At 37.9% G+C, this 13965-nt stretch carries 9 protein-coding genes; 5 read left to right on the top strand and 4 right to left on the bottom strand.

Annotated features, from left to right (window positions below):
- The first annotated feature begins 5 nt into the window (after window positions 1-5).
- The 5 genes from PRECH8_RS02390 to PRECH8_RS02370 are packed head-to-tail and all read left to right on the top strand — an operon-like array spanning window position 6 to window position 8933.
- Complete coding sequence (locus PRECH8_RS02390; protein ID WP_200965468.1) at window positions 6-2918, top strand: PD-(D/E)XK nuclease family protein; 2913 nt, start codon at window positions 6-8, stop codon at window positions 2916-2918.
- A gap of 17 nt (window positions 2919-2935) precedes the next feature.
- A complete protein-coding gene (locus PRECH8_RS02385; protein WP_200965467.1) occupies window positions 2936-6331 on the top strand; it encodes a UvrD-helicase domain-containing protein in 3396 nt (1131 codons plus the stop codon).
- A 3-nt stretch (window positions 6332-6334) separates the two neighbouring features.
- The gene (locus PRECH8_RS02380) at window positions 6335-6541 is read left to right on the top strand and encodes a hypothetical protein (protein ID WP_200965466.1); all 207 of its coding nucleotides are present in this window, start codon (window positions 6335-6337) and stop codon (window positions 6539-6541) included.
- Window positions 6538-8460: an AAA family ATPase gene (locus PRECH8_RS02375; protein WP_200965465.1), complete on the top strand. Its 1923-nt coding sequence runs from the start codon at window positions 6538-6540 to the stop codon at window positions 8458-8460. The genes PRECH8_RS02380 and PRECH8_RS02375 overlap by 4 nt, the downstream gene beginning before the upstream one ends.
- Window positions 8457-8933 carry a hypothetical protein gene (locus tag PRECH8_RS02370; protein WP_200965464.1) on the top strand — a complete coding sequence of 159 codons (477 nt, stop codon included), beginning with the start codon at window positions 8457-8459 and terminating at the stop codon, window positions 8931-8933. The genes PRECH8_RS02375 and PRECH8_RS02370 overlap by 4 nt, the downstream gene beginning before the upstream one ends.
- Before the next feature lie 11 nt (window positions 8934-8944).
- Here the strand turns inward: PRECH8_RS02370 and PRECH8_RS02365 are convergent, their stop codons facing one another.
- From PRECH8_RS02365 to dndC, 4 genes are read right to left on the bottom strand one after another with little or no spacing between them, the layout of a single operon-like run.
- Window positions 8945-10069, bottom strand: a complete 1125-nt coding sequence (locus PRECH8_RS02365; protein ID WP_200965463.1) for a cysteine desulfurase family protein — start codon at window positions 10067-10069, stop codon at window positions 8945-8947.
- 22 nt (window positions 10070-10091) lie between these two features.
- Window positions 10092-10466 carry a DNA sulfur modification protein DndE gene (gene dndE / locus PRECH8_RS02360; protein ID WP_200965462.1) on the bottom strand — a complete coding sequence of 125 codons (375 nt, stop codon included), beginning with the start codon at window positions 10464-10466 and terminating at the stop codon, window positions 10092-10094.
- Window position 10467: 1 nt separating this feature from the next.
- Entirely contained in the window at window positions 10468-12456 is a 1989-nt protein-coding gene (dndD, locus tag PRECH8_RS02355; RefSeq protein ID WP_200965461.1) for a DNA sulfur modification protein DndD, read from the bottom strand.
- Between the two features lie 19 nt (window positions 12457-12475).
- A complete protein-coding gene (gene dndC / locus PRECH8_RS02350; RefSeq protein ID WP_200965460.1) occupies window positions 12476-13963 on the bottom strand; it encodes a DNA phosphorothioation system sulfurtransferase DndC in 1488 nt (495 codons plus the stop codon).
- Window positions 13964-13965: the final 2 nt, after the last annotated feature.

Below are 13965 nucleotides of genomic sequence, written 5' to 3'. Positions count from 1 at the left end.
TGCAAATGAAAAGATTATTCTACACGCCATATACGGAAGATGTCGAAAAATATGTTATAGATTCACTTTTGCAATCGATTACAGAAAAGTCCGATTATAAAATTCTATACTTGACACCTACCATGTTTCTCTACCGTCGGCGATTGAATCGATTTCAAGTAGAATTAAAAATTGCCTCCAAAAAACGAAATGTGCAAGTACCTGAACATTTATCTGATCACTTACAGATCTATGAATTTGACCAGTGGACCAGAGAATTGGTCTATCGAATGGCAAATGAAACCCCTTTGTCTCGTACAGAAAGTCACGTATTGATTAAAAGAGCCATTGAAAATACTTTTCCTAATCGTATGGAATGGATTGCTGAATCACATCATCTATTAGATTTATTTGATCAGATTGATACAACAAATCTGTCTGTTGAAGAGCTAGCTGATATTAGCTCTTATAACGATTGGCAAGGGGTTATTTTAATATATAAAGCTTATTTAGACTTACTCTTAGAACTGCAAGTGGAAAGTTTTGGACAGTGTTTAAAACGATTGATTAATAGTGATCTACTAAATCAGTATGATGAAGTGATATTCGATGGGCCGTTTTTGTTTTTTAGACCGGTGCAAGAACTGCTTATGGAGCGAATGGATACCATGGGTCGATGGGTCACGTATATCGTACCTTACCATAGGTTCGGGGAAGAAATTAATCCGAGTCTAGAGGTTATCGAGAAGGTATATTCAAACTATGTTCCAATTCATGAATGGAAGCCTATTGGTAAGCGATTCGAGGCCGGTTCAACAGATTTACATCAATTGAGATCAGCTTTATTCACAGATCGAACGATAAAATACAGTGGATCATTATCTATTCATACTTACAGTACGATTGAAGAAGAGATAAGAAATGTCATTAGAACGGCAAAAAACTTAATCTCCACAAAGGAAAGTTTGGCCAGAAATGTGGTGATTGTTGCTCCAGACGCAATGCGTTTGCGGCCTCTCGTACGGGAAATCACGGAACAGGAACAAATAGAGGTGGAGATTCCGCAACGGCCATTACTTGGATTAACGGCAGGTGAATTTATTCAGTTTATCTACGAAACCAAATGGAATGAGAAGAAATTTAATGCTTCATCGTATTTGGACACCTCTATGTTTAAAAGAATTTTAGTGTCAGGATGGTTTCCATTTGCCGAAGACAGCATCGAAGCCTTTCAGGCCGTTGAAGATGTGTTTTTTAAACGTTGCGTCTCACTGGAGGATTGGAATACAAAAATTACCGACTTGCAAAATGCAATAGTTAAATTAAGTGATGAGGAATTCAATTATCATCCATTAAATGCGGTGACGGATTTCGATTTAGAAGCTTGGTCAACAATTATATGGGAATTACAGCAATTGCAAGAAGCGCTTTGTAGCTTAACAGGCAGTGTTCATGATCATCTGGTGGAGTTATCAGAACAATTAAATGTGCTTGCTGACCGTTATGGCTTTAATCAAAGTGAATTTGGAAAAAACTTCTTGGACCGTCTTGCTTTAATTGTGGATCAATCGGCAGCGCAACAAAGGATCGAGGTGCAAGCAGTTGAATTTCGAAGTGCATTAACACAGCTTTTGATCGAAACTGAAGAAGAGAGCTTTGAGCAGAACAATAGTAATGCTAAGAACAAAGTTACCGTCACTGGTTTGGAAAACGTCTCCTACCTGCAGTACAAATATCTATTTATGATTAACTTTACACAAGAAAAATATCCACTCTTGCTTGCACAGCAATGGCCATTGCTGGATGATCTTGAGTGGAAATTCATAACAACGACAACAAAGCTTAAGGTGAATTCGTTACGAGAATGGGAGGCCTTATTAGCATCCAGAGAAAAATATTACTTCTATATATCTTTTTATGTACCGAACATCGAAATGCATATTTCATATTCAAGGACTTTAGATGGACAACCGCAGTATCCTTCTCATTATTTGTTTGATCTTGCTCGCGCGTTCAATATATATGGTGAAAACACTAAGCAGCTAATAGAAGGGTTGGAAGGGTATAGATTATTGACCAATCATGATTTTATTGGTGAAACTAGCGAGTATCAAATACCTGAAGCCACTTTTCAGATGAAATATACACCTGAACCAATATTGCACATAGATGAATTAGCCGTCTATCGATTGTGCCCAAGGAGATTTTATTACGGGAAAAAATACCCTAATAAGAATGTATATGAAACATCATTTCAATTCGAAAGATATATGGCTAATGAATTGGCAAAATATGCGCTTAAATCTTTGTTTGAGCAATTATCCAGCCAAGATTTTAGGGTGGATTTAGAAAGTTTGTCTGTCAGAGATAAAATTATGACTCAAGAATTAGATCGTCATATTGACAACGCGCGTCAACAATTAGCAGTTTGTTTTCCTGTAGATGAGGAATTGTGGAAAAATGCTATATATTACACAAGAATTGTGGCAACCAATATCATCAATCTAATCTTCGACGGTCATGAAGTTAATCGTTTAAAATCTAGCGGCAGAGCATCTGCTGAGGTATCCTTCGCTTGGAATCCAGAGCCGGTCACAGTTCAGCTTGTACAAGGGAGAACGACGTATACTATTGTCGGTTCTCGTGAATTAGAGACACAGTTTAGTAAAAAACAAAAAACATTCTCCATTTCACATTATCCCCATTTTCTAAACATTAGCTCATATGATGATCGTGATGGGGATGACCCTTTTACCAAATGGTTCTACAATATCAAGAGCAAGTTTGGTAAAGAACAGGAATGGGAATCAGTTATTATAGAACTTGAAGAGTTAGTAAGAAAAATTACAGCCAATGAATATTCGAAAAGAACGGGAGAACATTGCAGGTATTGCCCATTTGAACGTGATTGTCAGCAGGTTTCAACACAGGATCCTTGATACTCAGGAGGGATACTATGGTCACACTCACATCGGAACAGATTGCAGCGATAACATCAAACGCATCAAAAATTCTGGTAAAGGCCGGAGCAGGTACTGGTAAGACTGAAGTATTAACAAGACGTATATTATATCTATTAGAACAAGATGAAGAGCTGACTGTACGGGATTTTGCTGTGATCACATTTACAAACAAGGCAACCGAAAACGTCAAGGATCGAATTAAAAATCATCTTTTTAACAAATATATGACTGCTCAATCACAAAAAGAAAAAGATAGATATAGGAACGAATTGGATGCACTTAACTTGGCACAAATTTCGACTATCCATCAATTTTGCCGTTTAATATTAAATTATGCGGGACCTTTTCAAACGGAAAGCTCAAACTCCTATGCTCCGTCTTACGCGGTCAGTGAACGTGCATTAAGGGAAGCTGTGGAGCAGGTGGTTTCTAATTGGATTAATAGTGATGTGAACCAAAAAGAAGTCCTATTAGAAACTTTGCCTCCGCACGATCTCAAGAAATATTTAATGAGTGCTTATCTGCTTATTCGAAATAAAGGGCTTCCTTTAGAAGATGTCCTGAGTGAAACGAAGAAAACCATGTTATTGCAAGACGTGGGGAACATAGCAACTATTAAGGGATTTTTCATCGATCTTCTTAACGCGTTGAAACAAGAGGAAACGATCCGGAAACTAAATACACTTAACACTGATGATTTACTTGCATATGCGGTAGATGTATTGCGAAATAATCCGGCAGTTGTTGAAAGACTGCAGGGGAGATTCCGCCACGTCTTTGTTGATGAGTTTCAAGACACTTCTGTATATCAAGCGGAGATCTTACGGTACATATGTGATACAGGAAATCGCCCCGCACATCTTTTCGTCGTTGGTGATGTTAAACAATCTATTTACCAATTCCGAGGAGCTGATGTTACATCTTATAAGTCCATGGAGGATTGGATTCGTCAGCAAGGTATTGTACTTAGCTTGCGTACGAACTTTCGATCAGTGAAGCCGATCGTTGATTTTGTGAATGAGACCTTTAGATGTATCGCTAATGACGAGAAGAAACCAGATTTTGAAGTGGAGGATTTGCAAGAATTCGACACATCACAGGATGACAATGAAAATGTGATTAAATACATCAAATTCAAGAATAATCCTGTTGATACTGTTGTTAAAACGATCCTTGAAGAGATAGAACAAGGTGCTCATTATGGGCAGTTTGCTGTATTATTTCGTACAAACCGCAATATGGACGAGTATGAACATGCTTTGCGTACAGCAGGAATTCCTGTACAAAAAACCGGGGCTGGGAAATTATTTGCACGACGTGAGATTAAAGAACTATATCGCATCCTCAATTGGATGGTCACACCAAAGGATCCGATCAAAAGAGAAGAAGCACTATCTGTGGATTGGATCACTGGTAGTGAAGAATATCTTTCTAGGCTTGAATATGAAATTATCCCTCATGCAGCAAAGTATACCGTCACACAAGTAATAGAAGCGGTGATGCGTCTAGCCCATGTACGTGATTATTATCTAATAAAAGATGATCGTCAATCCATTGCGAATCTGGATCGCTTGAAAGAGATCACTCGGCAGTACTGGAAGGATGAATCGATTCAATTAGTTGATTATGTGAACTGGCTATCTGTGCAAATGGCGACGAATCACGATGAAACTCAAGCTGAGATTAGTGACGATGTACTAGATGCAGTACAATTGATCACAATTCACAAAGCGAAAGGGCTTGAATATCCATATGTCATACTTCCAGAAAATGATAGAAATTTAGTGTCTCCTGGACTGATCCCATCCATTCTATATAGCGCCGGTTCTGGCTTAGAGTTTCAAATTAAGCCAAGAGTTTGGTACAAAACTAAAATTAGTTCATCCCATTATGATCAAGCTAAGGAATTGTATTTGAAAGAATATTTAGCAGAGGAAGCACGTGTACTTTATGTAGCATTGACAAGAGCTGAAAAAAAGTTGTTCCTTCTTATAAATGAGGATACTTCTAACAAGATTGTCTGCTACCAAAATTGGATTAAACAGCAAGATAACGAAGCAAATGAACTTAAAGTTGATCCTATAATCATGGAAGAATCTTATCAATATAGAAGTACAGAAGATGAGGATGAGCAGCCTATTGTTCAGACTGTTGATTTTGAAGAAGAACAAAACAGGAAGTCTCAATCAAAACTATGGCGGCATCAAGAAGAAGCAGTTGACACATTTCTTGCGTCTGGATCCGGCATCATTGAAATGGCTACAGGTACAGGCAAGACACGAACTTCCATTGAGATCATTAAACGGTTACTTGACACAAAACAAATCGATTCAGTTGTTGTGACCGTCTCCGGGAATGATTTGCTCGATCAATGGTATGAGGAACTGCTTGTACTTGATGAACTAAGATTCTTACGACAATATGGACAGTATAAACAGGCTTCCACATTCCAGTTATTATCAAAAAAATCAGCGCTCATTATTTCGCATCAAGAACTGATCAAGGTGATCAAAAATTTTAGACGCAATATTTTTGAACGCTCTATTCTGGTTTGTGATGAAGTGCATGGAATTGGAGCGGAATCCAAGGTGCTTAATTTGAGTGGAGAACTTAGAAAATTTAAATATCGCCTTGGCTTAAGCGCAACACCTGAACGAGAATATGATGAAGTGGGTAATCAATTTATTCAAGAAGAGATCGGTCCGGTGATCTACCGATATCCGTTAGAAGCTGCAATACGTGAAGGAATATTATGCGAATTCGATTATGTTCCTCTTGAATATGAATTGACGCCAGAAGATCGAAAGGCAATCAGAAGTGTAATAGCTGCTTTTCATGCTGAATCAAAAGATTTGCAAGAAAAAAACAAAACAGAGTTATATACTAGATTAGCCCAAATTCGCAAAACATCAAAAGGCAAATTACCGATTTTCGAGGATTTTATTCATAAGAATCCTCACCTTCTCAAGAGATGTATCATTTACGTAGAAACAAAGGAATTTGGAGAATGGATTCAAAATATCATTCTAAACATTAATCCGAACTATCATACTTATTTTGGTGATGATCATTCGGAAGACTTACAAAGGTTTAGCCGAGGTGAGTTGGATTGTTTGATCGCTGCAAAAAGGATATCTGAGGGGATCGATATTCGGTCGATTGAAAAAGTAATCCTAATGACGGCTGATCGTTCCCTTACTCAAACGATTCAACGAATCGGACGTTGTCTGCGAATCGACCCGAATAATCCCAATAAACGAGCTACGGTCATTGATTTAGTAGAAAAACAAGAAGGAGATTCCACAGAAGAGGAAAGAGAAGTGATAAAGGCAGACCAACAACGTAAAAATTGGCTCACTAAACTATCGCAAATTAGGAGGGAAGTTTGACCGATGACAGCTAACGAGATTATTATGCAAGCTATTAAAGATGTTGTAAACGACATCGATGAGAGCGATTTGTTTCGAAGAAGATTTGAGCGAATCATTACAGATTCTTTAACAAAAGCACATGAACGTCCAGTTCGAGATGAAGATTTATATGATTTGTTGATGATATTAATGGATGAAGAATATAGCAGAGAGGGGGTAATTACATGAAAGTTAACATTTTAGGTTGGTCTTACAGTGGGATCAGAGGAGTAAATAACCTTGATATAAATGTGGAGATGCAACCCAACGAACCTTATCGGACCAGTCTGATAATGATGCCTAATGGAACGGGAAAGACTACAACCATCACGTTAATGCGTGCGATTTTTGATGGGTCAGCAGAGTTATGGAGCTCGAATGAAGTTCGTCAGTTTCAACCGACAGATGAAGTACGTGAAGGACATTTTTCTATGAATCTACTTATAGACAATAAAGCCTTTCGTGTCTCCATTCATCTAGACTATGTGAATGGCCAAGCAAGTTACTCAACTTCTCGTGCTGGGGACCGTGGCGGGTTGAACAAAGGACACAATTTACCTTACTATGTCAAAGAAGTCTTTACGCAAGACTTCGTAAAAAGATTTGTGTTTGATGGGGAACTCGCGAAAGATATTTTAAACAGTGGAAAGGATGAGGCGGAGCAAGCGATCAAGTTTTTATATCATCTAAATCGATTATCTGATTTGCAAACATCGATTGATCGAATTGTGACTGAGGAGCAAAAGAAAAGTGAGAAAAGCCAAGCCAAGACAACAAAGGGTTTAAATCAGATAAGAAATCAATTACAAGCCCAGACAATGATAAAAGAACAGCTTCTGCAAGAGGTCGAAAAACTGGAAAATGAAAAGCGAATCATTCAATCACGAATAGACGAAATTCATACCAAATTAGAAGTATCACTAAATAAGGATGAGTCAATAAGAAAAGAGCTAGCAGAATACGAAGAAAAACTAAGAAATAATGAAATTGCTATTAAAGACTTAACAACTAGATTATTAGATGAACTGCGTAATCCGAACTTTATTAATCCTCAAATAGCACAGCGATTAACGGGTTTGTCAAATAAAATGCAAGAACTAAAATTGCCGAGGACCATGTCAAGGCAGTTTTTCGAAGAACTTGCAGAGCAAGAGTATTGCATTTGCAACCGGGAAATCACCCGTGAGATTCGACAGATCATACTAACAAAATCTACAGAATACTTAGCCGAGGATCAAATTGGCGTTATTAATTCCATTAAACAATCGGTCAAAAATCGCGACTATAATGATACTGCTTTACAACGTTCTAATCTTCTCCAGGAAAAAATTGAAATAAGATATGATTTAAAAAGCGAGTGGGGACGAATTGACAAAAAGCGAAAGGAACTTGCAGATTCCGAAGATCAGCGTTTACTCCAAGAACTTGAAAATCTGAACAAGAAATTGGATGACATTAACAAGCGATTAGAAGAGATCACTACAGAAGACAAAGATCGATTAATCAATATAAAGGAATCGCGGAATTTGCACTTAGTTGAAAGTAAAATTGAGGAATTGACGCAAAAATATTTGGAAGCTACCCACACAGTAAATTTGGCCAAGTCAGCGGAACGCCTAAAGAGTCATATACATAAGATTGAACAACGTGCGTTGCAGGGTTTAAAGCAAATGATCAAAGAAGAAACGAATATAAAATTACAACAAATTATTAAATCCGAAACCTTATATGTAGAGGACATTGATAAACATTTGGTGCTTCGGGGAAAGTCCGGATCTAGTGAAGGTCAATCGCTGGCTATAGCTTATTCATATTTAGGATCGTTATTTCATGCATCGTCCCACGATTTGCCGTTTGTTGTCGATTCACCAGCTGGTGCGTTAGATTTAAGTGTGCGGAGAGAAGTATCAAGGATTATTCCAGAACTCTTTAATCAATTAATCATCTTTATAACTTCAGGAGAAAGAGAGGGGTTCACAGAACATTTCTATACGCGTGATGGAGTGCAGTTTCTAACCATATATCGTGAACCTGGATTGGGGACTGTTAGCAAAGAAGGACCAGAGTTTTTCAGAATATTTCAAGAGGAAGAGGTGAAAGCAACTTGAGTTTTAAATTATTAAAAGAAGCGGAGCAATATTATGAAACGGTAGAACGCCGTCGAGATGACGGCGCCAAATTTAGAACGAAATTTGATTTTTATTATCTATGCCTTATGGCTGGGTTGCATTTCCGTCAGATGGGTACGCTTGAGCAAGAAAAAGAATTGAATGAAACTGCATATTTCATTGATTATTATCCCGAACCGTTTCCAGATAAAGTTGATTTAATTGTCGGCTTGTTAATTGATGCAGAGATGGAGCGGAAACACATTTTGCCTTCGGACAAAAAAGAAGTAGAAAAATTAATGTTGGATTTGATTGATCATCAATCATATACAAAATTAAGTTCAAAAGGACATAAGCTTCTTAATCTATATGCGGCAGGCGGATTTAATAGAATTAAAGAAACGATCTTGCCTACAACTGAATTGGAAGTGTTTTTGCTGCATTATATGGATTTGATGAATGAACCAGCCTAAAAGATGAATACTTATTTTAAATTTTTGAAGAAGTCTAGATCCTTCTTTTCGATATGCGGGCTTAACGAGAATCTTACCGTCTGCCTAATTTCATCAAGACTTTTGCCTATGGCACTTAAGACGTGACTAGGTTTGCTTGAGCTGCATGCTGACCCAGTTGATAGAGCTACATAAGGAGAAAGTTTCTTAAGAAGAAGCTCGTTATTAACTCCTTTAAATTGCACGCTCAAAATACCAGGTATTTTATTCGTATGATCGTTATTAAAGACGATCTTATCCCCAAAATTGGAACTTAGAATATCGACCAAGTATTGTTCTAATTCTGCCAATTTTTGTTGATCCGAAGAAGCTCTATTATGTATGAGTTCTGCTGCCTTACCAAAACCAACAATATTGTGTACGGCTAAAGTTCCGCTTCGATAATCATTTTCTTGACCCCCGCCATGTAATAAGGGGGTTATTTTTGTGTAGATATTTTCGCTTTCCTTACGTATAACAGCCGCACCAATCCCTTTAGGACCATACATTTTATGTGCTGATAATGAAAGGAAACGAAGTCCTGGAAATTCTTTCATGTCAAACGAGACTTTTCCCACTACTTGTGTTGCATCGGAATGAAACATGACGTTGTATTCCTTGCAGATTTTGGAGATCTGAGCTATCGGATTTAAAGATCCGATTTCATTATTTCCCCATATAATTGATACCAATACAGGATTTGTTTCCTGAATCGCTCGTTCTACTTGATCTGGTGAGACACGCCCGTATTGATCAACGTCTAAGTATACAATTGGACAACCTTTAGACTCTAAATATCGGCATGTTTCCAGAACGGATGAATGCTCCACGGTTGTAGTGATGATCGTCCGTTTATGATCACCATAATATTCGGAGACTCCTTTAATGATCATGTTGTTACTCTCTGTAGCACCACTTGTAAATACGATTTCATCATGATCGCAACCCAGAAGGGTTGCGATTTTTTCACGTGCTTCCATAACGGCTTTTTTGGCTTTTTCGGCAAGGGAATAATACTTGCTCGAAGGATTCCCGTATTCCTCTTTAAGATAAGGCATCATAGCGTCTAATACTTCAGGTGCGATTTTCGTTGTAGCGCTGTTGTCCAGGTAAATCATAGGTTCTTAATCTCCTCTAAATTTAGCTTAAACTCAATAGATTGCGGAACATTTTTTCGGTATTACCTGCTATTTGATATTCTCCTAATAGTAATCGAATACCACGTTCTAAATGAGCATTAAATAATCCAGGAAAGTATTCTTCATCAGAAATTTCTTTTTTCATATGTTGTGCAATCAGAGCGTGGAAAATATAGTCATATTCACCTGTGACGGTGCTTCGATTTAATACAAGTCCATCAGATGATTCCTTTTTAACTGCTTCAACGGGTTCAGGAATTCTTAATGATAGTGCCACAGCATAACGAATCAGAATATTTGGTGTGATGTTCGTTGAAGCATGCAATTGCTTTAATTTTTCAGCAGTGTATTTAGAAGTCTTCAATTGAAAGTTCATATTAGGCCAGCTCCAGTGGATATACTCCAAAATATTGATCTTCAGTAATTTTAATTTCGCGAAGCGGAGTTTCGTATTCAAGTGTATAGCATTTTGCAACCATAGGCAGCAGGTCTTCAATTTGATCCGTATTGATTTCCGAATCAGTGGATAAGATCAATACTTGCTCACCACAATTCGGAATAAAATGCTTGATGATCTGACGTTTATGATCTTGGTCTAGTCTGCCGAGCAATGTATCGAAGATGAATGGAAGACGTCTTCCTGAACAATAGAACATTGCCCAGATCAAACAGAGCATAAGCATTTCTTTTTCCCCTGCTGATAAACGTTCTTTAGTTAACTCTTCTTGATGATGATACAAAGCTAATTGGAATGTTTCATGGTCAATGTGAACTTTTGTGATGAAATTTTTCTTTCGAAACAATTTTTGAATCATTTTTACAGTTTCAGCTTGCACATGATCAAGTTTCTTACGCAATTGCATTTCGCGGAATCTGCGACTGACACGTGCTATTTTCTCTGCAATAATATACGATGTTTCAGATTTTTTCATTTCATTGATTTTCTTATTGATTGCGTCTAGTTCGCTTTGCGTCAACTTTAATTCATCTAATAATTTGGACTCTTGTTCTTCCAACTGCTCAAGTTGATACTTGTTCTGTTCAATTAGTTGAGTAATCCTTTCGATCTCTTCCAACATTACTTTAAACTCACTAGACTGATCGTGGTTCTCGAGTTGTTTCCGTTTAGCTTGTAAATCTTCTAGCAATGCTGCATTTTCATCATATAAATCAATGTAGTCTTGGGGTTTGATTTTAGTTAATTCTAGCAACAATGCGCGCACTTCACTTCGCTGAGCAAACGAAGCGCGGTGGATCGGAATGAGGTTTCCGCCTTCTAATAATGAAAAAATTCTATTAAGCGCTTCATCATGAAGATGTTCTTGCTTTTCGCCGTAAATTTGTTGAAGAATTTCTTTAAGATGTGATTGTTTCAGGTGTGATTTGACGACTTCGAAGGACTCGTTCATTTTCTCCTGTTCCATCTGCTGGTCAACATCTTGCAGCAAATGCCGCACCAGATATATAGGAAAGAGCCCCTGAGTGAATTGACGTATTTTCTCGCTATTCGTGCGCCGTTGATTTTCTATGGCGTTAATTTCAGCAACCAGCTTTTGACGCTGTTCTTTTATCAACCCACCATGTTTTTCAAAATCCCTTTTCAATAAGGTAAGGCGCTCTTTGAGTTGCTCAGATTCTGTATTCAGGCGTTCTATTTTTTCGTAAATCGAACGAAGAGAACCTTGTTGCGAGGATAATTTCTGCTCAAGTTTCTGTTTCTTCTGTTCATCTTCTGTAGTTACTGGTTTTTGTATATAGAACGTTTTGTATGTTTCGAGATCTTTTTCAAGGTTCTCAAATAAATCAAGGTTGAATAAGACTTTTGATGCTTCATGAATATATTCAGGGATCCGGTTTTCTGAAACAATACGTGAAATCTCCTCCCCGTCAAATAAGCATAATTCAAACAAACGGGGAGGGATTTCTACACGAAGACGGTTTTGGAAATTATCGATTTCATGATCTTTAAGTTCAATTCCGTTACGGTTCACGCGAAAAGATTCTCTAATTTTGTCTGTATCTGGAGATAGTGTCCATGTCCGATTAAGAATATAATTGATCGTCTCAAAATTTTCGACAGCTTCATAATATAAAATAATTTGGAACTTTGTTGCACCATTCTCAACAGCTTTGCGGTTGAAGAAGGTACGTATGCGTTTTAGGTAGGCCTCATTCTCTGTCATAAAACCATATGCTAAACAGCCGAATAGAACCAGTCGAATGGATTCTAAAATTGTTGTTTTTCCAGCACCGTTTTTTCCACCGATCAGAATTACATTTTGATCATAAGATGTAGATAGATCTAAGATATTCTTATCGCCATAATACGCACCAATATTGTGTAGGTGTAAGCTTTTAAGTTTCATAACTAATGTCTCATTCCTCTTATAAATGTAAGAAATCCTGCTTCAAAGTCTTTTCAAATTCTTGGAACAATCCTCGGCGTACTTTATAACCGGAATAGTCCCTTTCAATCGCGATTAATTTTTTCAGAGCGGATAGGCTTACGTTTTCTTCATTGCATAGGCGCTCCAAATCCGTTAATTGATCCTCTTCTAAACTTGGACGGTCATTCGTTTCCCAATCAAGCTTCTCTCCTGTTTCTTCCTCGTAGATTCGCGGGACACGATCCTCCCAATCCAAATCTTCTTCCCAGTACCTGCGAATGACTTTGAGCTCTTCGATCGAAATCAGCTCGATTGATGGATCGTGAATTTCACGGACTTTCTTCTGTGTTCTTAATAATTCTCGCAATATTTCTTCACGTGCTTTTAATGTAAACGGGCCAAGTCCGAGTTGTTTCTCCGAACCATCTTCATCAATAACAATTAAGTTCAAATCTTCTGCTGTTGCTAAATCGATGTTATTTTTCTCGAGATACTCTCCTAGTTCAGATATGTGAACTCTATCAGCTGTTTCCAAATCGATTCCTTCTAAATTTGCAGTTAGATAGACTTGGCCATTCATCCGGTATTTTTGTCTAGCGTTACGGTCTTCGCGCTTTTCAACCAAATATTGACGGAATTCATATAACGGACGAAGCCATTCGACACCACTGTTGATAAAACCGCTTAACGCTTTATCCTCTTTGACAACGGTACAAGTCCAACAACCAAAGCGGCTGTTTCCACATGAACCAGCCGACTCTTTAATTTCTTTATCGACAATCAGCGGACATTCGCTGTTTGAGTCTTGATACAGCTTGAGCAGTTCGCTATTGTCATCGCCCCAAGGCGATTCATATTGCAACAGATATTCCCACACTTCATCAGTGGTGAAGCTGCGGATCGGTGCAAAAACAAATGCGTTAGTGAGTGTGGAGTGACGCATTAAAACCTTACCTTCAATCGTGTGGGCTTGCATAACACCTGCGCGGGTACTACTTTCTGTGTCACGCACTCCCAGCACCATGACAACTTCACCAAACTTGGAGACTTTGTCCAATATAAACCGATTTGCAGGTTCGATTTTTAGACGGTCGGTACACCAACGGAAGGTCTGTCTGGGTGTTGGGTAACCTTTTCCAATAATTGAAACCCAGAAGGATTGTTCAATCTTAGGACGAACTTTATGTGTCTCAATAGGAAGATTTAATTCCATCGCTTTGTCTTGAATCTTGGCTAATGTACGAGTAATTTTATCAATAATTAATGGTGTTTCTACTAGAGTATCAGAAGAGATGATATATACTCGTTTTTTGAGATCCTCAGGTGGCAGTTGTTTCAGTGCATTAAAAATAATTTGAACTAGAGCAGTGGAATCTTTTCCGCCACTAAATCCAACAACCCAGGGACGATCATCGGATTTATAGACTTCTTGAATAAGCTGAATCGTTTGTTCAAACTTTTCGTTTTCACTAAATATATTAAGCATGA

It is taken from the genome of Insulibacter thermoxylanivorax, from assembly GCF_015472005.1.
Lineage (GTDB): Bacteria > Bacillota > Bacilli > Paenibacillales > DA-C8 > Insulibacter > Insulibacter thermoxylanivorax.
This window is presented reverse-complemented; position numbering and strand designations above follow the sequence as displayed.

Excerpts from the sequence above, each read along its gene's own strand:
- PRECH8_RS02390 (WP_200965468.1), top strand. The coding sequence starts at position 6 with ATGAAAAGATTATTCTACACGCCATATACGGAAGATGTCGAAAAATAT.
- PRECH8_RS02385 (WP_200965467.1), top strand. The coding sequence starts at position 2,936 with ATGGTCACACTCACATCGGAACAGATTGCAGCGATAACATCAAACGCA.
- PRECH8_RS02380 (WP_200965466.1), top strand. The coding sequence starts at position 6,335 with ATGACAGCTAACGAGATTATTATGCAAGCTATTAAAGATGTTGTAAAC.
- PRECH8_RS02375 (WP_200965465.1), top strand. The coding sequence starts at position 6,538 with ATGAAAGTTAACATTTTAGGTTGGTCTTACAGTGGGATCAGAGGAGTA.
- PRECH8_RS02365 (WP_200965463.1), bottom strand. The coding sequence starts at position 10,069 with ATGATTTACCTGGACAACAGCGCTACAACGAAAATCGCACCTGAAGTA.
- dndE (WP_200965462.1), bottom strand. The coding sequence starts at position 10,466 with ATGAACTTTCAATTGAAGACTTCTAAATACACTGCTGAAAAATTAAAG.
- dndD (WP_200965461.1), bottom strand. The coding sequence starts at position 12,456 with ATGAAACTTAAAAGCTTACACCTACACAATATTGGTGCGTATTATGGC.
- dndC (WP_200965460.1), bottom strand. The coding sequence starts at position 13,963 with ATGCTTAATATATTTAGTGAAAACGAAAAGTTTGAACAAACGATTCAG.